Annotated in this window: 17 protein-coding genes and 1 pseudogene; 6 read left to right on the top strand and 12 right to left on the bottom strand. The window is 73.2% G+C overall.

The window, feature by feature from the left end; translation table 11 throughout:
* Positions 1–500 (bottom strand): annotated as a pseudogene (locus RYN42_RS12710) (hypothetical protein); the annotation flags it as partial.
* A complete protein-coding gene (locus RYN42_RS12705; RefSeq protein ID WP_315096652.1) occupies positions 497–1,591 on the bottom strand; it encodes a glycosyltransferase family 1 protein in 1,095 nt (364 codons plus the stop codon). The pseudogene RYN42_RS12710 and the gene RYN42_RS12705, both read right to left, overlap by 4 nt.
* A gap of 167 nt (positions 1,592–1,758) precedes the next feature.
* Here RYN42_RS12705 and RYN42_RS12700 point away from each other — a divergent pair, with 167 nt between their 5' ends.
* A complete protein-coding gene (locus RYN42_RS12700; RefSeq protein WP_315096651.1) occupies positions 1,759–2,661 on the top strand; it encodes a glycosyltransferase family 2 protein in 903 nt (300 codons plus the stop codon).
* Positions 2,662–2,719: 58 nt separating this feature from the next.
* Entirely contained in the window at positions 2,720–3,814 is a 1,095-nt protein-coding gene (locus RYN42_RS12695; protein WP_315096650.1) for an NAD-dependent epimerase/dehydratase family protein, read from the top strand.
* A 63-nt stretch (positions 3,815–3,877) separates the two neighbouring features.
* On the opposite strand, the gene RYN42_RS12690 is transcribed toward RYN42_RS12695, so the two are convergent.
* The 4 genes from RYN42_RS12690 to rfbA are packed head-to-tail and all read right to left on the bottom strand — an operon-like array spanning position 3,878 to position 7,967.
* Complete coding sequence (locus RYN42_RS12690; RefSeq protein WP_315096648.1) at positions 3,878–4,843, bottom strand: GDP-mannose 4,6-dehydratase; 966 nt, start codon at positions 4,841–4,843, stop codon at positions 3,878–3,880.
* 4 nt (positions 4,844–4,847) lie between these two features.
* Complete coding sequence (locus tag RYN42_RS12685; RefSeq protein WP_315096646.1) at positions 4,848–5,834, bottom strand: GDP-mannose 4,6-dehydratase; 987 nt, start codon at positions 5,832–5,834, stop codon at positions 4,848–4,850.
* A gap of 49 nt (positions 5,835–5,883) precedes the next feature.
* Complete coding sequence (locus RYN42_RS12680; protein ID WP_315096644.1) at positions 5,884–7,101, bottom strand: acyltransferase; 1,218 nt, start codon at positions 7,099–7,101, stop codon at positions 5,884–5,886.
* Positions 7,098–7,967: a glucose-1-phosphate thymidylyltransferase RfbA gene (rfbA, locus tag RYN42_RS12675; protein ID WP_315096642.1), complete on the bottom strand. Its 870-nt coding sequence runs from the start codon at positions 7,965–7,967 to the stop codon at positions 7,098–7,100. Before rfbA ends, RYN42_RS12680 begins: the two co-directional genes overlap by 4 nt.
* Before the next feature lie 108 nt (positions 7,968–8,075).
* Here rfbA and RYN42_RS12670 point away from each other — a divergent pair, with 108 nt between their 5' ends.
* Positions 8,076–9,338 carry a hypothetical protein gene (locus tag RYN42_RS12670; protein ID WP_315096641.1) on the top strand — a complete coding sequence of 421 codons (1,263 nt, stop codon included), beginning with the start codon at positions 8,076–8,078 and terminating at the stop codon, positions 9,336–9,338.
* A gap of 51 nt (positions 9,339–9,389) precedes the next feature.
* Positions 9,390–11,414: a hypothetical protein gene (locus RYN42_RS12665; protein ID WP_315096640.1), complete on the top strand. Its 2,025-nt coding sequence runs from the start codon at positions 9,390–9,392 to the stop codon at positions 11,412–11,414.
* 9 nt (positions 11,415–11,423) lie between these two features.
* On the opposite strand, the gene RYN42_RS12660 is transcribed toward RYN42_RS12665, so the two are convergent.
* The 6 genes from RYN42_RS12660 to RYN42_RS12635 all read right to left on the bottom strand — a co-directional run bounded on the left by RYN42_RS12660 (position 11,424) and on the right by RYN42_RS12635 (position 21,858).
* Positions 11,424–13,532, bottom strand: a complete 2,109-nt coding sequence (locus tag RYN42_RS12660; RefSeq protein ID WP_315096639.1) for a hypothetical protein — start codon at positions 13,530–13,532, stop codon at positions 11,424–11,426.
* Positions 13,532–14,098: a hypothetical protein gene (locus RYN42_RS12655; protein ID WP_315096638.1), complete on the bottom strand. Its 567-nt coding sequence runs from the start codon at positions 14,096–14,098 to the stop codon at positions 13,532–13,534. Before RYN42_RS12655 ends, RYN42_RS12660 begins: the two co-directional genes overlap by 1 nt.
* Before the next feature lie 126 nt (positions 14,099–14,224).
* A complete protein-coding gene (locus RYN42_RS12650; protein WP_315096636.1) occupies positions 14,225–14,956 on the bottom strand; it encodes a TIGR03089 family protein in 732 nt (243 codons plus the stop codon).
* A 74-nt stretch (positions 14,957–15,030) separates the two neighbouring features.
* The gene (locus tag RYN42_RS12645) at positions 15,031–16,062 is read right to left on the bottom strand and encodes a hypothetical protein (RefSeq protein WP_315096634.1); all 1,032 of its coding nucleotides are present in this window, start codon (positions 16,060–16,062) and stop codon (positions 15,031–15,033) included.
* 184 nt (positions 16,063–16,246) lie between these two features.
* Entirely contained in the window at positions 16,247–20,812 is a 4,566-nt protein-coding gene (locus tag RYN42_RS12640; protein ID WP_315096633.1) for a rhamnan synthesis F family protein, read from the bottom strand.
* Positions 20,809–21,858, bottom strand: a complete 1,050-nt coding sequence (locus tag RYN42_RS12635) for an NAD-dependent epimerase/dehydratase family protein (RefSeq protein WP_315096654.1) — start codon at positions 21,856–21,858, stop codon at positions 20,809–20,811. Before RYN42_RS12635 ends, RYN42_RS12640 begins: the two co-directional genes overlap by 4 nt.
* A 378-nt stretch (positions 21,859–22,236) precedes the next feature.
* On the opposite strand from RYN42_RS12635, the gene RYN42_RS12630 reads away from it, so the two are divergent.
* Together RYN42_RS12630 and RYN42_RS12625 are read left to right on the top strand one after the other, a co-directional pair.
* Positions 22,237–22,566 (top strand): WhiB family transcriptional regulator, encoded by a 330-nt coding sequence (locus tag RYN42_RS12630; RefSeq protein WP_315096631.1) that lies wholly within the window; start codon positions 22,237–22,239, stop codon positions 22,564–22,566.
* A gap of 62 nt (positions 22,567–22,628) precedes the next feature.
* Positions 22,629–23,665 (top strand): glycosyltransferase (locus RYN42_RS12625; protein ID WP_315096629.1); only part of this gene is annotated, 1,037 nt, incomplete at its 3' end.

Here is a 23,665-nt window from a genome sequence, read left to right as displayed (position 1 = left end):
AGCCGCACCGTCGCCTCGGAGCCGACGAGCACGGCGTACGCGGACCAGCGACCCGCGCCGCCTAGCGCGCCGGCGATCGCGACCTGCCCCGCGAACCCGACGACGGCCACGGCGACGGCGGCGACCAGGAGCGGGTCCTGCTCGCCGAGCACCGGCGCGGACCACCACGGCGACGTGGCCGCGAGCAGGAGCGCGAGGACGGCGCCGATCCCGAGGGCCAGGGGCAGCACGGGGGCCCCGGGGCCGAGCGGCGTCCGGCCGTCGTACGCGCTGCGCACCGAGCGCGTCGTCTCGTTCTGGATGCCGGCGAGCATGCCGAACGCGAAGAACAGGAGCGACCAGAAGGCGAGGAAGTCGGCGTTGCGGGCCGGCTCGAGCGACCAGGCGGCGATGAGGATGACGCCGTACCCCGACGCGGCCGCAACGATCGACGCGACACCCACGCCGGTGGCGTTGCGGCGCGTGAGCGCGCCCGGGCGACGGGTGTCCGGCACGGTCATGCCGTGCGGACCGCTGCCGCGTACGCGTCCTCGTGCACCCGCAGGCAGCGGTCCCACGTGAACCGGCGCACCTGGGCCAGGCCGAGCGGCTGCAGCTGCTCGGTCCGGTCGATCGCCTCCAGGGTGCCGCGGGCGATGTCCGCCGGGTCCGTGGGGTCGAACAGCACGGCGGCGTCCCCGCAGATCTCCGGCAGGGAACCGGCCGTCGACGACGCGACGGGACACCCGGACGCCATCGCCTCCAGGGGCGGCAGACCGAACCCCTCGTACAGGCTCGGGAAGACCATCGCGCTCGCGGCACGGTAGAGCCGGCGCAGCTCGTCCACCGGGACCAGACCGCGCACGTCCACCCACGTCGGCACGGTGCCGAGCGAGTCGAGCGCGCCGCCGGTCAGGACGAGCCGCAGGTCCGGGCGCGTCTCGCGCAGCAGCCCGACGGCCTCGATCAGCCGGGCGTGGTTCTTGTGCGCCCAGCCGCGGGCCGGGTACAGGAGGAACGGCTCACGCGCGCCCAGGTGCGGGGTGAAGGCGTCGGCGTCGACGCCGAGGTGGGCGACGTGCACGCGGTCGGCGTCCACGCCCACCTGCTCGACGATCTGCCGACGAGCGAACTCGCTGATCGTGACGACGGCCGCCGCGTCGCGAGCCGCACCCTCGTAGTACCTGGTCCGGTAGAGCAGCTCGGCCTTGCTGAACAGGTGGGGCAGGTCCAGGTGCTGCACGTCGAAGAGCGTCTGGACCATCGGCACCCCGCGTGGCGGTCGGGGGACCGGCGCCGTGAACGGCACGTGGACGACGTCGAATCCGCTCATCGCCGCGCGCAGCCCGCGGCCGTGCAGGGCCGCCTGCGCGAGCGTGCGCACGCGGTCGACGGTGGAGTGCCCGCCCGTGACGCCGGTCGAGACGCGCTCGGGCAGGGGGGCGCAGAAGCCGGCGCCGATGCGCGCGACGAACCCGGTGGCGTCCACCCGGTCCGACGCCGCCAGGCCCCGGACGAGCTCGCGCGCGTACGTCTCCGAACCGCCCATGCCGCCGGGCACGAGCGTGAGCATCGACAGCGCAACCCGGAGACGGTCGTTCTCGGGTGTCATCGGGGCGTCTCCGGGGAGTCTGGGCGGGCGCATCCCGCCGTCGGTCGGGCGAGGCTCGTCGCCGCGCGCCCTCAGTGTGGCCCATCCTGCGCGGCGGGGACGACTCCGTGCGGAGGGTGTCGGGCTTGTAGAGTCGGGGCATCCCACCCCTGGAAGGGCCCGTCCGCATGCCACTCGACATCCTCGTCCCGTTCTGGGGCGAGCCTGCGCTCCTGCGCGCCACCGTGCACAGCGTCCTGGCGCAGCGCAACGACGACTGGCTGCTCACGGTGGTGGACGACGCCTATCCCGACGAGTCGGTCGCGGCCTGGTTCGCCGAGCTCGACGACCCGCGTGTGACGTACGTGCGCAACGAGCACAACCAGGGGATCACCGAGAACTACCGCACGTGCGTCTCCCTGGCCACGCAGGACGTGGTGGTGCTCCTGGGCTGCGACGACGTGCTGCTGCCCAACTACGTCGACGTCGTGCTCGGCGCGGCCGCGGCCTTCCCGACCGTGGACATCATCCAGCCCGGCGTGCAGGTCATCGACGAGACCGGCGCGGTCGTGACCACGCTGGCCGACACGGTCAAGCAGCGGCTCATGATGCCCCGGACCCGCCGCCCGCGGGTGCTGTCCGGCGAGGACCTCGCGATCAGCCTGCTGCGCGCTGACTGGCTCTACTGGCCGTCGCTCGCCTTCCGCCGCGAGGTGCTCGTGTCCACCCCGTTCCGAGACGGGATGCCGATCATCCAGGACCTGGCGCTCGTCATCGACGTGGTGTGCGCGGGCGGCCAGCTGCTGCTCGAGCCCACACTGTGCTTCTCCTACCGCCGGCACACCGCCAGCGCGTCCTCGGCCAAGGCGCTGGACGGCTCCCGCTTCCGCGGCGAGCGCGACTACTTCCGGCAGGCCGGGGACCAGGTCGCCGCGCTCGGCTGGCGTCGCGCCGAGCGGGCCGCGCGCACCCACCTGACGTCCCGGCTGCACGCCCTCACCCTGGTCCCGCAGGCGGTCGCCTCCAAGCGACCGGACGGCCTCGGGACGCTGCTGCGCCACGCCTTGCGCCCGGGCACCTCGCCCGAGTGACCCCCAGGACCGCCGTGACACGATCGGCGGTCCGACGACCCCTAGGAGAGCAGTGAGCATGTCCTCGACGTCCGAGACGGGCACGACGCGACGGGGCACGGTGCTCGTCAGCGGGGGTGCCGGGTTCATCGGCACGGCGATCTCCCCGGCCCTGGCCGACGCCTTCGAGCACGTGGTCGCGGTCGACAACCTGCACCCGCAGATCCACCCGAGCCAGGCGCGCCCGGCCGACCTCGACGCACGCGTCGACCTGCGCGTGGGCGACGTGACCGACCCCGGGGTGTGGGACGCGGTGCTGGCCGACGTCCGGCCCGACGTCGTGGTGCACCTGGCGGCGGAGACCGGCACCGGGCAGTCCCTGGCCGAGGCCTCGCGGCACGCGACGGTCAACGTCGTCGGCACGACGCAGCTGCTCGACGCGCTGCTGCGGCACGACGCCCTGCCGGCCCGGATCGTGCTCACCAGCTCCCGCGCGGTCTACGGCGAGGGTGCGTGGCGGCGCGCGGACGGCTCGATCTTCTACCCGGGGCAGCGCACCAGCGCGATCCTCGAGGCCGGGCAGTGGGACTTCCCGGACGCCGAGCCGGTCGCCATGTCCGCCGCGTCGGTGTCCCCGGCACCGGTGAGCGTGTACGGCGCCACCAAGCTGGCCCAGGAGCACGTGCTGGCCTCGTGGGCGCAGTCGGTCGGCGTCGAGCCGGTCACCCTGCGGCTGCAGAACGTGTACGGGCCGGGGCAGTCGCTCATCAACCCCTACACGGGGATCATGTCCCTGTTCTGCCGGCTGGCGAAGGCCGGGCGCTCCATCCCCCTGTACGAGGACGGCGCGGTGCGCCGCGACTTCGTGCTCATCGACGACGTCGCCCGCGCGGTCGTCGCCGGCGTCCTGGCCGCTGCGCCCGGCACCGAGCCGATCGACATCGGCTCGGGGGAGCAGCAGACGATCGCCCGTGCCGCCGAGCTCATCGCCGCCTACTACGGCGCGCCCGCCCCGCACGTCACCGGCCAGTTCCGGCAGGGCGACGTCCGGCACGCGTGGGCCGACGTGTCCCACGCGCGCGACGCCCTCGGCTGGACGCCGCAGTACGACCTCGAGGCCGGTGTCGCCCGGCTGGCGTCCTGGATCGACACCCAGCCCGGCGTCAGCATCTAGCTCGCGCACGCAGCAGAGCCCCGGTGTCCGCAGTGGACCCCGGGGCTCTGCCGCGTGCGGGTGTCAGCCGAGCAGCTGCACGTCGTGGTCGACCATGGCCTGCACGACCTCGGTGAACGAGCGCGTCGGCGACCAGCCGAGCACCTCGCGGGCGCGGGTGGGGTCCCCGACGAGCTGGGCGGTGTCCGACGGGCGCACGAACGCGGGGTCGGTGCGGACCCACCGCTCCCAGTCGTCGATCCCGACGCGCGCCAGCGCCGCGGCCGCGAACTCGGCCACCGAGTGCGTCTGACCGGTCGCGATCACGTAGTCGCCCCCGCCAGGGTGCCGGGCGGCGCGGACGAGGGCGTCGACGTAGTCGGGCGCCCAGCCCCAGTCGCGACGGGCGTCGAGGTTGCCGAGCACGATCTCGCCCGTGCCCTCGCGGCCGATGCGCGCCGCGGCCTGCGTGATCTTGCGGGTGACGAACGCGGGCGGGCGGCGCGGGGACTCGTGGTTGAACAGGATGCAGCTGGACACCGCGAGCCCGTGCAGCCGGAAGATGCCCGACATGTGGTGCGCGTACGCCTTGGCCGCCCCGTACGGGTTGGTCGGGCGCACGGTCGTCGCCTCGTCCTGCGGGACCCGGTCGGGCTCGCCGAAGATCTCGGCGCTCGACGCCTGCACGACCGCGACCGGCCTGCCCGTGGACTCCTGGACCTCGAGCGCGGCGGCGAGCAGCTCCGCGACCGCGATGCCGCTGAGCCGGCCGGTGAGCGCCGGCTCCTGCCACGACAGGGCCACCGAGCTGATGCCCGCCAGGTTGAACAGCTGGTCGGGCGCCACCGCGCGGACCAACCGGTGCAGCCCGGCACCGTCGGCCAGATCGGTCTCGTGCAGGTGCACCTCGGGGTGCGCGACGCGCAGCGGTCCGGTCGAGGGGTCCTCCGCCCGGACCATGCCGTGCACCTCGACGCCGTCCGCCAGCAGCCGCTCGACCAGGTAGCTGCCGTCCTGCCCGGTGATGCCGGTGACGAGCGCGACGGTCACGCGGTCACTTCCCGGCGAGCGCGCGCTGCTCCTGCAGGTCGTTGTCGACCATCATCTCGACGAGCTCCTGGAAGCCGACCTTCGGCTTCCACCCGAGGACGTCGTGCGCCTTGCTGGGGTCCCCGATGAGCAGGTCGACCTCGGCCGGGCGCATGAAGCGGGCGTCCTGGTGGACCAGGTGCGTCCAGTCCTCGATGCCGACGCGCCGGAACGCGATGTCGAGCAGCTCGCGGATCGAGTGGGTCTCGCCCGTGGCCACCACGTAGTCGTCGGCCTCGTCCTGCTGGAGCATGCGCCACATGGCCTCGACGTAGTCGCCGGCGAAGCCCCAGTCGCGCTTGGCGTCGAGGGTGCCCATGGTGATGCCGTCCTGCAGACCCAGCGAGATGCGCGCGACGGCCTGGCTGACCTTGCGCGTGACGAACTCCGGCCCGCGGCGCGGCGACTCGTGGTTGAACAGGATCCCCGAGGAGGCGTGCATGCCGTAGGACTCGCGGTAGTTGATCGTCATGTAGTGGCCGAACACCTTGGCCACGCCGTAGGGGGAGCGGGGCCACAGCAGGGTCGACTCGCGCTGCGGGACCTCCTGCACCTTGCCGAACATCTCTGAGCTCGACGCCTGGTAGAAGCGGATCTTGTCCGCGTCCTTGCCGGCGTGCAGGCGGATGGCCTCGAGGATGTTGAGCACGCCCTTGCCCGTCACGTCGGACGTGAGGTGCGCGTTCTCCCACGAGTAGGCGACGAACGAGATGGCACCGAGGTTGTAGACCTCGTCGGGCTGCGCGACGGCGAGCGCCCGCAGCAGGCTCGACAGGTCGGTCAGGTCACCGGTGACCAGGTGCACACCCGGGACCGTGCGCTCGACCAGCTCGTACTTCGGGTTGTTCTGGCCGCGGATCAGGCCGTAGACCTCGTAGCCCTTGGCCAGCAGCAGCTCGGCGAGGTAGAGGCCGTCCTGGCCGGTGATTCCGGTGATGAGCGCGCGCGTCATGGGTGTCCCATACGTCTGGTGGTGGAGGTCGACCGAGCCTATCGCGGGCTCAGGCGCCGACCGGGGAGGGGGCGGTGTCGCGGACGGCCGGGGACCCGACCGGCGTCTGCGCGGCCGGCTGGTCCGGCTGCGTGGCAGACGGTGCGGGGGTCGGACGCGTGGTGCGCCGGGCGCGCCGCATGATCGGGCGCTCCACCAGCAGCCAGCTGGCGATGGCCAGCGGCACGGTCCCCGCCAGGGCCACGAGGTTGAACAGCAGCAGGCCGTGGACCTGGAACGCGGCGATCGCGAGCAGCTGCTGGACCGGGAACGCGTAGATGTACACGCCGTAGGAGATGTCGTGCTTCTGGATGAGCCGCGGGGCGGGCACGACCGACGCCACCCACAGCAGCAGGTACGTGATCAGGGGCGCGGTGAGCTGCGCCCCCCAGCCGTCGAGGACCGCGATGGCGACGCCGGAGACCACGAGGGCGCCGAGGGCACCGACCCAGTGCAGGGGGAGGCGCGACCGCAGCACCTGGACCAGTGCCCCGCCGAGGAACAGGGGGAGCAGCTTGGCCAGCAGCGAGACGTCGGGGTTGCCGCCGAGGTACGGCATGACGACCTCGATCTTCGCCCACACCGCGACCGAGACTCCGAAGGCGACCGCCAGCGGCCAGGGAGACCGCCGGAACCAGGCGATGCTGAGCAGGCCGGCGATCACGAGGTAGCAGAGGAACTCGTAGTACAGGCTCCACAGCGAGCCGTCCCACGCACCGGGGTACGGCACGTTCCCGGGGGTGCCGGCGACGTCGTAGGCACCGATCTTCAGGAAGAAGTTGGCGAACACGTAGCTGGCCGGGGCGGTCGGCGTCGTGAGGAAGCCGTCGAGCGTGCGGTGCACCGCCCAGTAGCCGATGGGCGCCAAGACCCCGGCCGTGACCACCAGGCAGACCCAGAACGCGGGCATGATGCGCGCGATCCGGTGCACCAGATAGGTGCCCAGCCCGTTGCCCAGCCGGCTGGCGGTGATGAGGTACCCGCTGATGGTGAAGAAGCCGAAGACCGCCCAGCCGCCCAGGTTCTCGCCGTCGATGTGCGGCCCGACGCCCCTTCCCGCGATGTAGTACGTGTGCGCGAACAGCACGGTGGCCGCGAGCACCAGGCGGATGAGGTTGAGGCTGTTGTTGCGCGGGTCCAGCTCGCGGCCGGTCAGGGCCCGGCGCAGCGCTCGCCGGGGCGGCTGCGGCTGCGACTGCGGGTCCTCCAGGGCGCTGGCGGCGCTCATGACCGCTCCTCCAGCAGGCCCAGCAGGTAGCTGCCGTAGCCCGACTTGGTGAGCGCCTCCGCCCGGACGCGCAGCTCGTCGTCGCTGAGGAACCCGCGACGCCAGGCGACCTCCTCGGGGGAGCCGACCTTGAGCCCCTGGCGGTGCTCGATGGTGCGCACGTAGTCCGAGGCCTCCAGCAGGGAGTCGAACGTCCCGGTGTCGAGCCAGGCGGTGCCGCGCGGCAGCACCTCCACCTGCAGCCGGCCCTGCTCGAGGTAGACCCGGTTGACGTCGGTGATCTCGTACTCGCCGCGCGCCGACGGCTTCAGGTCACGCGCGATGGCCACGACGTCGTTGTCGTAGAAGTACAGGCCGGGGACGGCGAAGTTCGAGCGCGGCTTGGTCGGCTTCTCCTCGAGCGACAGCGCCTTGCCCGACTCGTCGAACTCGACGACGCCGTAGCTGGTGGGATCGGCGACGCGGTAGGCGAACACCGCCCCGCCCTCGATGTGCTCGAACCGCTCCAGGCGGGAGCCGAGGCCCGGCCCGTAGAAGATGTTGTCGCCCAGGACCAGGGCGGCGGAGTCCGTCCCCACGAAGTCGGCGCCCAGCACGAACGCCTGCGCGAGCCCGTTCGGCTCGGCCTGGACCGTGTACGTGATGGAGATGCCGAACTGCGAGCCGTCACCCAGGAGCCGCCGGAACTGATCGGCGTCGTGCGGCGTCGTGATGACCAGCACGTCCCTGATCCCCGCCAGGATCAGCGTCGAGAGCGGGTAGTAGATCATCGGCTTGTCGTACACCGGGACGAGCTGCTTGCTGACGCCGAGCGTGATGGGGTGCAGCCGTGTGCCCGAGCCGCCGGCCAGGATGATTCCGCGCATGGGAACCAAGTGTGCCGCACCGGACGGGTGGCTCCTGCGCATATCGCCTCCGACGGCCCGTCCGCGGCGCTAGCCTCCCCGTGGGACGACGGACGAGGGAGACCAGACATGACGGCGACAGCGTGGTCGACAGCACGGATCAAGGCAGCCGTGGGAGGGATCCTGGCTGTGCTGCTCCTGGCGACTGTGCTGGTGCCGACCGCGGCAGAGGCGGCGCCCGTGGCCGGCGGGGACCGGTTCACCGCGGTCGCGCCCGTGCGGGTGCTCGACACGCGCGACGGGACCGGGGGACACCTGGGCCGGCTCTGGCCGCCCGGGCCGATCGACCTGGTGCTCGGCGGCGAGTCGGTTCCCGCCACGGCCACTGCGGTCGTGCTCAACGTGACCGCCGTCGCCCCGAGCGACCTCGGCAACATCCGGGTCTTCCCGACTCCCGCGTCCGGCAACGCCGTCCCGCTGGTGTCCAACCTCAACGTCCGGCAGTGGACCGACCAGCCGAACCTGGTCACGGTCAAGCTGGGCGCCGGGGGCGCGGTCCGGTTCGCGATCGAGCGCGCGACCGCCGACCTCGTGGTCGACCTCGCCGGGTACTACAGCCCCACCGGGACCACCGCCTACACGCCGGTCACGCCCGTGCGGATGATGGACCTGCGTGACGGGACGGGTTCCGTCCCGGTCGGCCGCCTGGAGTTCAAGTCGTGGGTCGACCTGCAGGTACGCGGGAGGAACGGCGTGCCCGCGGACGCGACCGCCGTCGTGCTCAACGTCACCGCGGTGGCCCCGTTCGGTCCGACCAACATCCGGGTGTACCCGCGGCCGGCGGACTCCGCCTCCCAGGTCCCGCCGGTCATCTCCAACCTCAACCCCGCCGGCAACGGAGAGGACCAGCCGAACCTCGTGACCGTGCAGATCGGTGACGGGGGCAAGGTGCGGTTCTACACCGAGGCCTACAGCACGTGGCTCGTCGCTGACCTCGCCGGGTACTACAGCCCGACCGGAGGCCAGGGCTACACGGCGCTCGACCCGGCCCGGATCGCCGACACGCGGTCGGGCCTGGGCCTGGCCTCGACGCTGCGGGCGGGCGTGACGTCGACCCTCACGGTCGCCGGCGTGGGCGGCGTCCCGGCGGAGGCCACGGCCGTGGTGCTCAACGTGACGGCGGCGTCGCCGCGCGGCACGACGAACATCCGCGTCTTCCCGACGGTCGTCGGCGGTGCGGTGCCGCTGATCTCCAACCTCAACGTGAACCGGGCCGTCGACGAGCCGAACCTCGTGATCGTCCCGGTGGGCGCGGGAGGCGCGGTCTCGTTCTACACCCAGTCCTACGACACCGAGCTGGTGGTCGACGTCCAGGGGTACTTCACTCCGTAGGATCCGCCTCGGACGCCGCTGCCGCGGGTGACGCGGGGGCGCAAGAAGACAGTGAGGGACGACGCAGTGCTCGTCAGGGACGACGTGCCCGCCGACGTGCTCGCGCACGCCTCCGTGCATCCCCTGGGCCGTCGGCGCACCCTGCGGGGCCTCTGCGCCGGGCTGGTCGTGGCGGGCGTCGTCGTGGCCCTGCGCGCTGCCGGCACCCTTGACGGTGCCGCGGTCCTCGTGCTCCTCGCGGCGCTCACCCTGGCGGTCCCCACGTCCCGCGACCTGTCCCGCCGGGTCCTGCTCGCGGGGTGCCTCGCGCTGGGCTGGGTCCCGGTGCTGTGGTGGGTCCCCGGGCAGGTCGGCACGTTCGGTCGCGGCACCGCGATCGTCGCCGCCCTGGCGGGAGCCCTGGCCGGGGTGGTCGCGGGGTCGGCCGATCCGCGCGCCCGCGCCCGATCGTTCTGGCCGAGGTGGCGCCTGGTCGACCTCGTGCCCGCCGGTGCGGCGCTCGGCACCGCATGGGTCCTGGCGCCGTGGTGGCGGGTGCGGTCGGCGGACTCGGCGCTGGCGCTGCTGGTCCGGGGCTGGGACCACTCCGCCCACGTCGGGATCACCGAGTCCCTCCGGCTGCACGGGGTGGTCATCGGGTGGCACGGACCGACTCGTGCGGGAGAGCAGCTGGCGTACGCCCACTACCCGCAGGGCTACCACGCGGTCGCGGCCACGCTCCTGGAGCTGGTCCGGCCGGGCCGCGGCTCGGCGGCCGACGACCTCGTCGCCTACACGTCCGTCATGGCGGTGGTCGCCGTGCTGTGCGTCCTGACGGTCGTCGCCGGGCTGTGCGCGCTTCCCGGCCTGCGCCGCCGGCCCGGTGCGGCGGCCGTGGTGTCGATCGCCACCTGGTCGGCGCTGGTGCTCGGTCCGGGCGGGCGCATGCTGTCCGACGGGTTCCCCAACTTCCTCGTGGCCACGCTCATGCTCGCGGCCGTGCCGCTGGTGCTCGTCCCCGCCGCGCGCATCGCGCTGCCCGTGCACGCGGCGGCGGCGGGCGGCGCGGTGGTCGCCGTGGCCCACAACTGGTCGCTCCTCCTGTGCCTCGCGGCGCCCCTCGTCTTGGTGGTGCTCCTGCCGTGGGGTCGGGCGCGCTGGCGGGGCGGGCGGGCGGCGCTGGGGTGGACGGCCGGCGTCGCCCTGGTCACGCTGGTCGCCACGGCGTACGGCGTCGCGGTGATCGGGAGTCAGCGGGTGGGGGCCATCCTCGTGGTGGACGGCGGCATCAGCCCCGCCTCGATCCGGGTCACCGTCCTGCTCTGCGGTGCGTGCGTGGCCGTGGGGCTCGCGCTCCTGCTGCTGCGGCGCAGGTATTCACGGGTGCGCTCTGCGGTGTCGCTGCGGTCCGCGGCCAGCCTGCTCGTGGTGCTCGTCGGCGTCGGCGCGGCGGCCGCGATCGCCGGCCTGCAGCTGTCGGCCGACGGGGCGCTCGGCTACTACTTCTGGAAGTTCACGCGCGCCCTGCAGCTGCTCGCGGTCGTCCTGCTCGCGGTGGGAGCCGCCGGCGTGCTCTCGGCCCTGCCCGCGGTGCGGAGCCGTGCGGGACGGGCCGGAGCGGCGGTGACGGGCGTCGTGGCGACGGCCGCGGCGCTGGTGTGCTGGGGTGGGATCGACCCGGCGCTGCCCGCCCTGGGCCCCGCGGCGGCTCCGGGGATCGCGGCGCGCTCGGAGCTCGCGGCGGCGTCCGGGCAGCCGCCGCTCATGGCTCGCCTGCTCCCGCAGGCCCTCGGTGCACGGGTGCCCGGCGGCTGGGACCACCCGGTCTACCTGTCGTTCCCCGCGGACGACGGGGTGCACCCGGTGGCGGCCGCACAGTGGTTCTACGCGCTGACCGACTCCTGGACGGACGAGGGGAACGCGACCGCCGGACTCCTCGGGGTGGAACCGCAGTCTCCGGCGCGCGCGGTGGAGGTCGCGCGGAGCGTGCTCACCGCGGACCCGTCGTCCGTCGTCGTCGTCGGCCCCGACTACCTCGACCCGCTGCGCGAGGCGCTGGGGGTCGAGGGTCTCGCCGACCGTGTCGTCAGCTGGTGACCCTGCGGGTCAGGGGACGGTGACCGAGCGGCAGCCCAGCTGGGGGTTCGCGCCACCGGTCGCGTCGATGGCGTAGATGCACACGGTGTGCGGGCCGGGCGTCGCGGTCATCGTGCCCGTGAAGCCGTGCAACGGACCCTTGCCCCAGGCGGTGGCCACGTCGGGCCGCGACAGGTTGGCGGAGAACGCTGCCGCCGCGGAGTCGACGTACATGTGGATCGCGATCGCGTCGTACGTGTCCGGGTCCAGCGCCCAGCCGGAGGCGGTGATGGACCCGGCAGCGACGGTCAGCGAGTCGATGCTGCCGAACGGCTGACGGTTCGTCGCGGGCGGCGTCTGCACGACGGGGACGACGACGGTCCGGCACGCGATCTGCGTGGACGGTCCGGCCGTCGCGTTGAGCGCCGTGACGCAGACCTCGTGCGAGCCGGACGTGGTCCCCACTGCCGTCGCGAACCCGTGCAGGTCGCCGCGCCCCCAGACGCGCCCGACGTCGGGACGCGACCCCTGGGCCACCAGGGACCTGGTCACGGTGCCGTCGACCGACACCTGCACGGTGACGGCGTCGTCGGTGTCGGGGTCGAGCGCCCAGCCGGACAGGGACACCGTGCCCTCGCCCGCCGTGGCCGTGTCGAGGTTGCCCATCGGCGGGCGGTTGGACTCCGGCGGGGTGACGACGGGCGGGACCGTCACGGTGCGGCAGCCGATCTGCGGGTTGTGGCCAGGTGTGGCGTTGATGGCGTACAGGCACACCGTGTGGGGTCCCGACGTGGTCTTCATGGTGGCGACCAGGCCGTGTGCGTCCCCGCGGCCCCAGGCGCGGCCCACGTCGGGACGGGACTGGTTGGCCGTGAAGGCGGCCGACGCCGCGTCGACGTACATGTGCACGGCGATCGAGGCGTCGGTGTCCGGGTCGAGGGCCCAGCCCGTGGCGGTGACCGACCCGGGGGCGACGGTCACGGAGTCGACGGTGCCGATCGGGGCGCGGTTGACCACGGTGACCGACCGGCACGCGATCTGCGTGTTGCCGCCGGCAGCCCAGTCGTTGAGGGCGTAGACGCACACCTGGTACGTGCCCTCTGCGGTGGGCACCGTGGCGCTGAACCCGTGCAGGTCGCCCTTCTTGTACGCGGCACCCACGTCCGGGCGGGAGCGGTCGGCGGTGAACGCCGAGCCCGACGACCCGACGTAGACGTGCACCGCGATCGGGTTGTGCGTGTCGGGGTCGAGCGCCCACCCGGTGGCCGTGATGCCGGTGGCGTCCGCCGTGACGGAGTCGAGGGAGCCGACGGGCTGGCGGTCCGTGGTCGGGCCGAACCAGTCACGGAAGTAGTTCCAGAAGTTGCGGTTGCCGTACGACGAGCAGGCGTCGCCGGTCCCGTAGCCCGCGGCGAGCGCGGCCGCGTTCGGCTGGTACGGCGTGTAGTTGTACAGGCTTGCGGTCGCCTGGTTCTGGATGAAGACCGACGAGGTGCCGCACGCCGTGTTCGGGTGGAAGCGCACGTTGTTGGTGAGCCCCGCCCGGTGGCTGTACTTGGTCGGGTTGTTCGCATAGTTCCGCAGCTGCGCCGCCGCCGAGTACACCTGGTTGAAGAAGCCGTAGTACAGGGCGTCGCACGGGGCGGTGTCCGGGCACCCGTAGCCCATCGCTGCTCGGTAGCGGCTGGCGCTGGGATTCGTCGTGGTGATGAGGCCCTGCTCCTTCTGGAGCATGACGATGAGCACGCGCGGGTTGATGCCGCACGCCTGCGCGACCTTGACGATGATCGTCGCCGCCGTCTCGTCCGCCGCGCCGGTGTAGGCCCCGGCGCACTTGGCGTCGGCCGCCCGCGTCGCCGTCGCCTGGCGGAAGCTCTTCAGGCACGGCGACCCGTCGGTCCCCGCGACGCAGGACGCACCCTTCTGGTTGAGGAAGGTCTGCACGTCGCCGGCGCCCATGGTGCCGGAGTCGTAGAAGATCGCGTCGCTGATGATGAAGCCGGGCTCGAACAGGCTGAGGTCCGCAGCCCGCGCGGGGGCCGTCAGCGGGCCCGCGACGACCGCGAGCAGCTGGCCCAGGGCCACGACCAGCACGGTCAGGACGGCCACGGTGCGGCGACGGGACAGGACGCGAGTCATCAGGGGACCTCGATGGTGACGGCGGGCGCCGAGCCCGCGCTGGTCGCGGAGGAGTAGGACAGGACCGCCTGCCAGGAGCCGGTGGTCAGGGCGGTGCGGGGCACGGAGAGCTCGCCGCAGGCCATCGTCGTGGCGTCCGGGCTGGCCGCGACGACGGTGGTGATCTCGCTCGACCCGCGGCTGAGCGTGAGCCGGCAGCTGCCGGCGGGCTCGAGGACCTCGACGAAACCTCCGACGACGGCCGCGCCCGCCGCGGCGTCCCAGCCGGAGAAGGTCAGCGTCACGGCCGCGGGCGCGAGGGGCTTCGAGGGCTCCGTCGTGGAGCCCGCGGTCGGCTCGGGCGTGGCGGGCGGCTGCTGGGTCGTCCCGGTCGTCGGTGACGGTTCGGGCACCGCGGCGGTGCGCGAGCCCGTCGGCGTCGGGGAGGCGGAGCCGGTACCCGTGGGGCGGACGTCGGGGTCGGCGGGTCGCTGCAGCGCGACGACCGCGAACACTGCGGCCACCGCGACGAGCGCCGCTACGAGCACGACGACCACGACGGCGGTGCGGCGGCTGCCAGAGCTCATGATCGATCGCCTCGCTCGGGGGGATGGGTCGACCAAACTCTAGGGACACCAGGTCCTCGATCCGGCGTCCGCCACTCGCGACGTCCGGTTCCTCCCGATGTGGTGCGCGTCGGCGACCCCGCCCGGTCAGCCCTCGTCGACGAGCGCTCCGGCGGTGATGCGCTCCGAGGCGACCAGGCGGGCCAGGCGAGGTGCGTCGCTGCGCAGCTCCGCGGTGACCTCGGGGCTCGTGGCCACCACCGACCCGTCGCCCTCGAGCACCGCCAGGACGTCGAGCAGGAAGGCCACGGCGTCCGCCCGCTCGGGGGCCGGGACCAGGACGCGGTGGGGGGCCGGGGCCGCGCCCCGGAGCAGGTCCGCGTGGGTGCGCACGACGTCGGCGTCGAGCGCGAGTGCCGAGGGGTCGACGGCCGCGGTCCAGCCGACGACGTCGCCGTAGGTCATGACCGCGCCCGCCGCGTCCGTGGCACCGGCGGGCAGCGGCTCGGGAAACCGCCGGGCGAGGGCCGGCAGTGCGACGGCGACGACGTGCGGGGAGCCGACGACCTCGGCGGGACGGTCGGTCACCACGACGTCGGTCGCGGCGTCGCCCGGCGGCACGACGCACGCCCCGGTGCGCCACACGGCAAGGGCCCACACGACGGTCCGCCAGTGTCCGGGAAGGTCCAGCGCGACCCTGACCCCGGCCTGGGCGTCGAACTCCTCGACCAGGAGGTTCGTGGTCTTGTTGACCCAGTTCTCGAGCACCGCACCCGAGAGCTCCACCCGCTCGTGGTCGTCGCCGTACCACGTCAGACGCGGCCGGCCCGGCTCACGCACGAGCGAGGTGAGCAGGCTCTGCACGGTCGTCGGGGGCATCGACGAAGCCTAGTGGGCGCGCACAGCACGGAGCGCCCGCCGCCTCACGGCGACGGGCGCTCCGAGTGCGTGACTCAGTTGGCGACGCGCAGGTAGAAGGCGACGCCCTCGTAGACGTACCCGGGGATGGTCTTGACCGTCTCCACCTCGGCGGTGTTCGCCGTGTAGAAGTGCGTCCCGGAGGCCGGACGCCGGAACCGGTGCATCGCCGTCAGCCCGCTCGCCGGCTGTGCGAAGACGCGCCCCGCCACCCCGTCGAGCGAGTACTGCGGGTACGTCAGGACCGCGGCGTACTCGGTGGGCGACGACGTGTAGAAGTGCGTCCCGGACGACTTCAGCTGGAAGCGGTTCAGGTCCTGCAGCGGGGTCGTGGTCGACGTCGCGTTGGGGGCCATGATGTACGCGACGAGCGCCTCGTACCGGTAGTCGGCGAGCCCGATGACCGAGTTCCGCTCCGCCTTCGACGTCGAGTAGAAGTGCGTCCCGGCGCTCGGCTTGTAGAAGCGGTAGAGCGGCATCTCCCCGGCGTTGGGGGTGCTGTGGGGGTACCCGAGCAGGATGTAGTACGCGAACAGGCCGTAGGACGACTTCCCGATCGCGATGCCCGAGTCCGTGACGTCCGCGTCCACCCCGTCGTAGTAGAGCTCGTCGGCCACCAGCTCGAGGAAGCGCTGGACGTCGGTCCCGTTCTCCCACCAGTAGATGAGCTGCATGCCGCCCGCGGAGCCCGCGGGCACCTTCGCCTCGAGGTTCGGGTCCAGCTGCGGCTCGTAGGTGTTCGTCTGGGTGCTCAGCCAGTTGGTGGCGACGCTGTCGAGGCCGCCGTGCCGGATGACCGGCTCCACGGAGGCGTCCAGGCGCAGGAGGTTGAGGTGCCGGAACGTGGTCCACTCGGCGTCCGGGTATCCCAGGCTGAGCGGGCTGACCGACTCCGCGGAGCGCCCGGTGTCGGAGGTCGAGGGTGCGCCGGCCGCGGCCCCGATCGGGGCGCTGGCCTTCTCGAGCTGAGGCTTGTCGGTCCCCACGGCGGTGGAGCCGACCCCGCCGGCCAGGCCGAGTGCGAGAGTGACGACCAGAGCAGACCTGGCCAGGGTGCGAGAGCGCACGACGGTCCTCCTAGAGATGTTCCCGCGGCGGGCGGCACGCGGCGAGCCCACGGTACGGGGTCCCTCCTACCTGTCGGGGCACTATCCGGTGAACGTTCAGCACGAGTGCGCAAGATCACCGGAATGGCCCTACGGGAGCGGCCCGTCGTCCGCCTACCCTGCGCGGTCAACGGTCAGGGAAGGGTCAGCGCCCGACGCCCGGGACCGACGACTTGGCGAACCGGAAGCCGGCCTCCTCCACCGCGAACGGGATGATCCGCTCGAGGGCGTGCAGCATGGTCCCGTCGATGGGCACCGGCTCGGCCGGGTACTCGTCCCACTGCAGGCGCGCGTCGAGCACCGGGCGCAGCGCACTGGTGCGCGCCCAGAACATGCCCCCCATGGGGAAGTCCATGTGCGTCGGCAGCGGACGGGTCAGGCCGAAGCGCGTCGCGAGCCGCTCGCCCTCCGCGCGGTTGAGGTCCCAGTCGTTGAGGTGCGGGTCCTCGGGCGCTACCAGGCCGAGGCCCTCGTCCGCCGCGAACGCCTGGCAGATGGTGTCCATCATGGGAGCGCGACCGCCCACCAGGTTCTCCCACAGGAAGGTTCGCCAGCGGTCCGCCACCTCGCCCGCGACGTGGGGGCTGCGCTTGCCGTGGACGTGCAGGACGACGTCGTACTCGTCGAGCACCTCGTGGCCCAGTCCCGTGAAGAACGGGGCGAGGTCCCGGCCGCGGTTCTCCACCACGTCGACGTGCCATCGCTCGATGCCGGCACGCTCCAGCCGGTGCCGGAGGTTGGCCTCCTTGTGCGCGGACGTCGTGCTCAGGCGGAGGTCGACCTGCTGGCTGTTCTTGCCCAGGCGCTCGAGGAACTCGTCGACCAGCTCGGGGTAGTGGAAGTGCCCGTGCACGAGCACCCGCAGGTCCGTGGGACCCGGCGAGGATGCAGGGCGGATGACCTGCTTCGCCCAGGGGCCCTCGGGCGACCCGCGGCGCAGGTAGTCGACGAACGGGTCGCCGTCGCGCGCCTCGTCGTACTCCGGGAACTGCTCGGCGTACATCAGGGGGTGGAAGCCCTCGGCGGGACGGCGCACGAGCAGGCCGGTGCGGGCGCGCGCACGCGGCGCGGTCAGGCGCGAGCGGTGCACGTACTCGCGCAGGAGCGTGGTCGCGTCGCCGTCGTTGCCGGCGTAGCGGTAGAGCTCCGCATCGAACGCGCCCGACTCCTCGAGCGCGGCGACGTCGAGCTCCTCCTGCTGGTGGGCGGCCTGCGCGGCGCGCCCGAGCTCGACGAGCCGGGTGGTGTAGCCGGTCATGTCGAACGCCTGGACCGCGGCCTCCCGGAGCCGGTCGCCGTAGGTGAGGCGTCCCTCCGGGTCGTCGGCGAGCCGGCGGATGGCGGAGGCGGCGGCGGAGGTGTCGAGGTGCGGGACGACGAGCTCGTGGAGCAGGTCGTCCCGGCTCAGCCACTCGGCGAAGCCGCTCGCCCCGTCGAACGCGACGATCGGGATGCCGGACAGGGCGGCGTCGATGGTGACGTTGGGCAGCGGGTCGAGCCGCGACGACAGGAAGAACACGTCCGCGCGCTCGTACAGCGGCGCGAGGTTGGACGTCGGTGCCAGGAAGGTGACGACGTCGCCCGACCTGCTCCGGCGCAGCTGCTCGTGCAGCTCGTCGATGTACCAGCTCAGCGACGGGATGCGGTCGCCGATCCACGCGAAGCGCACGTCCTGCGCGCCTGCGGCGCGGCGGACCTGGTCGGCGGCCTGGATGAAGAACTCGACGCCCTTGCGCGGTGCCACCGTCCCGGCGCCGACGACGAGGACCGTCTCCGGCTTCAGACCGGCGAGGAGGTCGGCCAGCGAGGACTCCGGCAGGTCCGTCTCCACGCCGTCGGCGCCGCGGCGCACGCTCCGGGGCTGCCGGTCCGTGTCGCTGCCGGCGGGCACCAGCGACTGCCCCTGCGGGATGATCTGGTGGTCGCGCGCCAGCAGGTCGGCGTACTCCCGTCGCATCGAGTCGGCGACGATGGGGGCCGAGAACACGACCTCCGAGACGGTGGCGAACAGCCCACTCAGCACGCCCTCGGGGCGCATGCTCGACCCGAACTCGTGCACCAGCGCGACGACCGGCACGCCCGCGGTCTCCAGCGAGGGGACCAGCGGATGGGTCGCGGCGGAGTTGGCCAGCGCCCACGCCGGCCCGAACCGCTCGACCAGCTGCTCCGCCAGGATCTGCGCCTCGGCGGGGTGCCAGGGGTCGGCGTCGACGAGCGTGATGGTCGCGGCGGCGGCCCGCTCGATCTCGTGCGAGAGGTCTCCGCCCCGCAGCAGCACCACGACGACGTCGCACTGCGCGGAGAACGAGTTGAGCAGGTTCCACCCGAGCACCGGCGCACCCGTGCGGGTCGCCTCGTGCAGGAGCAGGAGCATCCGTTCGCGGCCGGCGGTGAAGCCGTTCTCGGTCACCCTGGCGGTGTCCAGCAGGGAGTGGCTCCGGCGCCCCTCGGCGCGACCGTAGGACTCGAAGTGCGCGCGCAGCTCCGCGTCGCCCAGGTGACGCAGGTCCTCGTTCCGGCGACGGTAGTAGTCGAGGTCCGGACCGGCGCCGTCCGCGTAGGAGATCTCCAGGGGTCGTCGCTCGACGCCCTGACCGCGGCTCAGCCGGCGCGCCATCGCCCGGCGGGTCCGCCCGGCGTGCCCCCGCACCGCCCGCAGCGGGCGGGTCACGCGCCACGAGACCGTCCGGACGTACGTCTCCAGGTCCGCCCGCAGCGCGTCGGCCTCGCCCCGGGCGCCCGCCAGGGTCTGTGCACCGGCCGCGAGCTCGTGGCGGAGCACCTCCGCGTCGCGCTCCAGGCGGCCGTAGTCGCTCGCCAGGCGCTCGCGCGCCTCGTCGGAGCGGGCGATCTCCGAAGTCGCCGTCTCGACCAGGCCGCGGAGCCGGTCGAGCTCACGCCCGCGGACCTCCAGCTCCTGCCCGCATGCCTCGACCTCCGTGCTCGTCGTCTCGACGAGGGCACGGAGCCGGTCGAGCTCCTGCCCGCGCACGTCGATCTCCGCGCGCAGCTCCTCCTCGACTGCCGGCGCGAGCTGGTCCACCGGACCGCTCTGCGACGTCGCCACGGGCAGCAGCGCACCCAGGGCGTCGTCGATCTCGACCCGGACGGCGGTGCCCTGCACGTCGGACTGGAACGTGAGCTCGCGCTGCCAGTACGTCGCCAGGCGCGCGTCGTCGAGCTCGAACCCGTGCGCCGACGCGACCCCGCGCAGCAGCTCGCCGACGGTGGGCGTCGGGCCGGCCGGGGGTGCGACCGGGCCGAGCGCCGCGATGCTGTCGTAGAGGGCGCGGAACAGCACCTGACCGAACGTCAGGGGGGCGAGCACGCGCCACTCGAGGTCGATGAAGCGGTCGGTGCCGCGCAGCAGGTTGCGGGGCACCGCGTCGAGCAGGTGCCCGGGGACGGTGGCGTCGAGATCTGTCGGCACGGGGAGATCGGCGTGCGACCGGAACGCCTCGAGCCAGCCGCCGAACCAGTCGCTGACCTCCGCCGACGTCCAGCCCGGTCGGGCCAGGCGGTCCGCCAGGTCGGCGGTCCAAGGAGAGACCGGCGCGTAGGGCTCGGTGTCGCAGATGATCTGCACGTCGCCGACCGTGTCGAGCAGGTGCGGCTCCGCGCGCCGGCGCACGACGTCGATGCGGTCGTCCGTGGCGACGAACTCGGTCACCTTGCGGAACTCCGGCCGGCGCGCGGCCGACCCGTAGTACCAGGCCAGCGCGGTGGGCTCAGCGAGCGGGACGGCGGAGGCGCGCACGAGGAACGAGTTCGACAGGTCGGCCGCCAGGGCGTTGCGGTGGACCGGCCCCCACGCCCGGCGAAGGTCGAACGACGTCGTGGGAGGCTCCTGGTGGTCGCCGCCCCCGGTCGCAGCGAGCAAGGGGGCCGCGTCGAAGCCCGAGCCGGGAGTCATCGCGCGCTCCGACACCACCGTCGTGGGCAGCTTGTAGTCGGGGAACGGGAACAGCCACTGCTGTGCGTCCAGGCCGACGGTGCGCAGCCGGGCACCGAGCTCCTGGCGTCCGAACGTCACGGCCGTCGACGCCCCGTACCGGTCCTCGACACCCATCATCGGCTGCCCGAGGTGGTCCTCGGGGAAGCCGGCGAAGTACTTCAGACCCAGCTGGTTCTCGATGGCCACGACCAGCTCGCCGTCGGGAAGGAGCAGGCGCGCGACGTGCTCGAGCATGACGTCGACCGGGTCCTGGTCCGTCGTCTCGAACCCGAACATGCGGGAGTACTCCAGGACGCCGACCATGACCACGGTGGCGAACCGGGCCGGGTGGCCGAACCCCTGGACGGTGTCGGCGACGACCTGGACGTTCGGCAGGTCCCGGCAGCGGTCGGCCGCGACCGCAGCCCGGCGGGGCGAACCCTCGACGGCCACGACCTCCAGGCCTCGCTCACCGAGGACCCGGGTGATCGCGCCCGTCCCCGCGCCGAGCTCGAGCACCGGCCCGCGCAGCGTGTCGAGCAACGGCCGCACGAGGTTCCCGCGCTGGTGGCTCAGGTGGTAGAGCGACGGCCAGTCCCGGATCCCCGCCTCGAGCTCCCGTGAGCCGCTGCTGGTGTCCGTCGCGGAGCGGACGACGTCGGCCACCCACGTCTCGTGCTCGTCGCCGTCGTTGTAGGCGAAGTCGGGGGCGTCGGTCGGCGTCCAGGCGCCGCGACCGGTGCGCTGGTACCCGAGGGCTGCGAGGTCGAGGGTCATGACGCCGTCCCGACCGTCGGGCCGGGGAGCACCAGGGCCGCCGGCGCGTCACCGTCCACCGACGCCGTGCGGGCTGCCGCGATCGCCGCCCACGTCCCACGGATGCCCTCGACCAGCGAGGTGCCGGCGACCCAGCCCAGCGTGCGCTCGGACGCCGAGCAGTCGAGCCACGTGGACCGTCCGTCGAAGTCCCGCTCCGGGTGGAGGCGCACTGCAGCGGCGTCCTCCCCGACGACGTCGCGGATCACGTCGAGGAGGGAGCCGAGGCTGGTGGGGTGGCCGGAGCCCACGTTGAGCACGTGCGGGTCCGGGTCGGTGACCTCGACCGCTCGGGCGATCGCGTCGGCGATGTCCTCGACGTGCACGTAGTCGCGCTCCGCCCGCAGGTCACCGAAGACGTGCAGCTCCTGGCCGGCGGCCGCAGCGTGCAGCCAGTGGCTGATGACGCCCTGGCCGGGGGCGACGGGCTGCCCGGGACCGTACGCGTTGGCCACCCGCAGCACGATCGAGTCGGGTGCGTTGTGGACCAGCTCGTGCTCGAGCAGGAGCTTGGCGCGGCCGTACGCGCTGTCCGGTCCGAGCGGCGACGTCTCTGCGTACGGCGGCTCGACGTCCTGGTCGTACACGGTCCCGCCGGAGCTGAGCAGGATCGTGCGCGGCCGCGTCGGCGCGTGCGCCAGGAGGCTGAGGAAGCTGGTGAAGGCGGCGATGTCCAGGGCGACCCGGTCGGGGTCGTGCTCGGCGATCATCGGGTTGATGCTCGATGCCGCCCACACGACGTGGTCGGAGCCGAGGATGCGCTCGTCGATGCCCTCGGGCCCGGTGGGCGGGCTCGTGCGGTCGAACTCGTGCACGACATGACCGCGCTGCTCGAGCGCGCGGCACGCGTGCGACCCGATGAAACCGCGCGCACCGATCACGCTGACGCTCAGCGGGCGGCCGTGGCGGGGGCTCCCTGCGGGACCTGCCGGAGGAGAGGTCGGGTGCACCGCGGATCGCCTCGTCGCAGGTTCTGTGGGGGGTCGTCGCGTCTGCACGGCTGTCATCATGCCGCATGACCGGCCATCTCCTGGCCCCCGTCAGTTCATCGAGCGACAGTTCGGCGAGCGCACCCGCCGATGACGTCGTACTCTCCGGCGGCTGCGGCGCGGCGGTTCGGCGTGGTCTGCCCGGGACGCCTCCCAAACGACGGCCGTGCGCCGCGAAACGGGTCCCCGACACGCGCGACACGCCCGTCTCCGGGAACTTCACCCGACAAAACCGGACATCTACCACGGCTCGGCTTGACCAACGCGAACGACACGCGTGTAATTCCTTAGAACGGATTCACGAGCGAGCAGCACCCGCGACACCTGGGAAGGCCGTCGCACGCCGAGCCCCTGAACGAGCAGGACAAGTAGCACGAGGACCGCACGGAGGCACGCATGTGGAATCTGCTCGACAACGACGAGATCTTCCCGTCCGACGCACGGAAGAGTGCACAGGCGCACGCTTCCAACGTCCTGCCCATCTTCGGCGCGCTCGAGGACGAGGGCCCGATGGGCTGGCAGGAGCGCGCCCTGTGCGCGCAGACGGACCCCGAGGCCTTCTTCCCGGAGAAGGGCGGCTCGACCCGTGAGGCCAAGAAGGTCTGCACGGGCTGCGACGTCCGCTCGGAGTGCCTGGAGTACGCGCTGCAGAACGACGAGCGGTTCGGCATCTGGGGTGGCCTGTCCGAGCGCGAGCGGCGCAAGCTCAAGCGGCGTGTCGTCTGACGTCCTCGGACGGGAGTGTCGCGGGCGGGCCTCGGCCCCCTCGGCGGCATGATGTTCCGAGCATGACTGACACGCTCCAGCCGGTGGACCTGCCCACCACGACGTCCTCCACACCGGTCACCTCGCCGGTGTGCGCCGTCGTCGTCACCCGCGGCCGGACGCCCTACCTCGCCACCACGCTCGCGGCCCTCGCCGCCCAGTCACGCCCGCCCCTGCGCGTCCTCCTCGTGGACGTGGGCCGGGACGCGGACCCGTCCGTCGAGACCTTCCTGCAGAGCACGTTCGCCGGGGTCGGCGGTTCGCCGACCCCGGCGCTGCGACTGGTCCACACCCCCGGCGCCCGCACCTTCGGGCACGCCGTGCGCCGCGCGCTCGAGGCCGACGACGCGGTCGCCACCACCTGGCTGTGGCTCCTGCACGACGACAGCGCGCCCGCGCCCGGCGCCCTGTCCGAGCTGGTGCGCGCGGTCGCCCACGCGCCGTCGGTCGCGGTGGCGGGCGCCAAGCAGCGCACGTGGACCGACCCCGAGCGGCTCCTCGAGGTCGGGCTGCGCTCATCGCTCTCGGGCCGGCGGATGACCGACGTCGAGCCCGGTGAGCTCGATCAGGGCCAGCACGACGGCCGCGACGACGTCCTCGCCGTCGGCATCGCCGGTGCGCTGGTCCGGCGCGAGGTCTGGGAGCTGCTCGGCGGCACGGACCCGCTGCTCGGGCCGTTCGGTGACGGGTTCGACCTGTCCCGGCGGGCGCGGCTGGCGGGTCACCGGGTCATCGTCGTGCCGTCGGCCGTGGTCCGGCACGCCCAGGCGGGCTATCTCGGCCTGCGCTCGACGGCCCCCGACTCCGGCGGCGTCCCGGTCGACAGGGACGGGGACGGCGAGGACGACCGCGCGGACCCGCGCCGGTCCTTCGCCGCCCGCCGCCGCGCCCTGGTGCACAGCCGGCTGGTCTCGGCACCGCCGCCGCTGGTGCCGCTGGTCGCCGTCATGGCGCTGCTCGCCGCCGTGGTGCGTTCCCTCGGACAACTCGCCGCGAAGCAGCCGGGCCTGGCCGTGGACGAGGTCCGGGCGGCGCTCGCAGCGCTGGCCCGGCCGGACGG

The organism is uncultured Cellulomonas sp. (genome assembly GCF_963527515.1).
Taxonomy (GTDB): domain Bacteria; phylum Actinomycetota; class Actinomycetes; order Actinomycetales; family Cellulomonadaceae; genus Cellulomonas.
The sequence above is the reverse complement of the archived record's forward strand: the minus strand, read 5'-3'. Positions and strand labels throughout refer to the sequence as shown.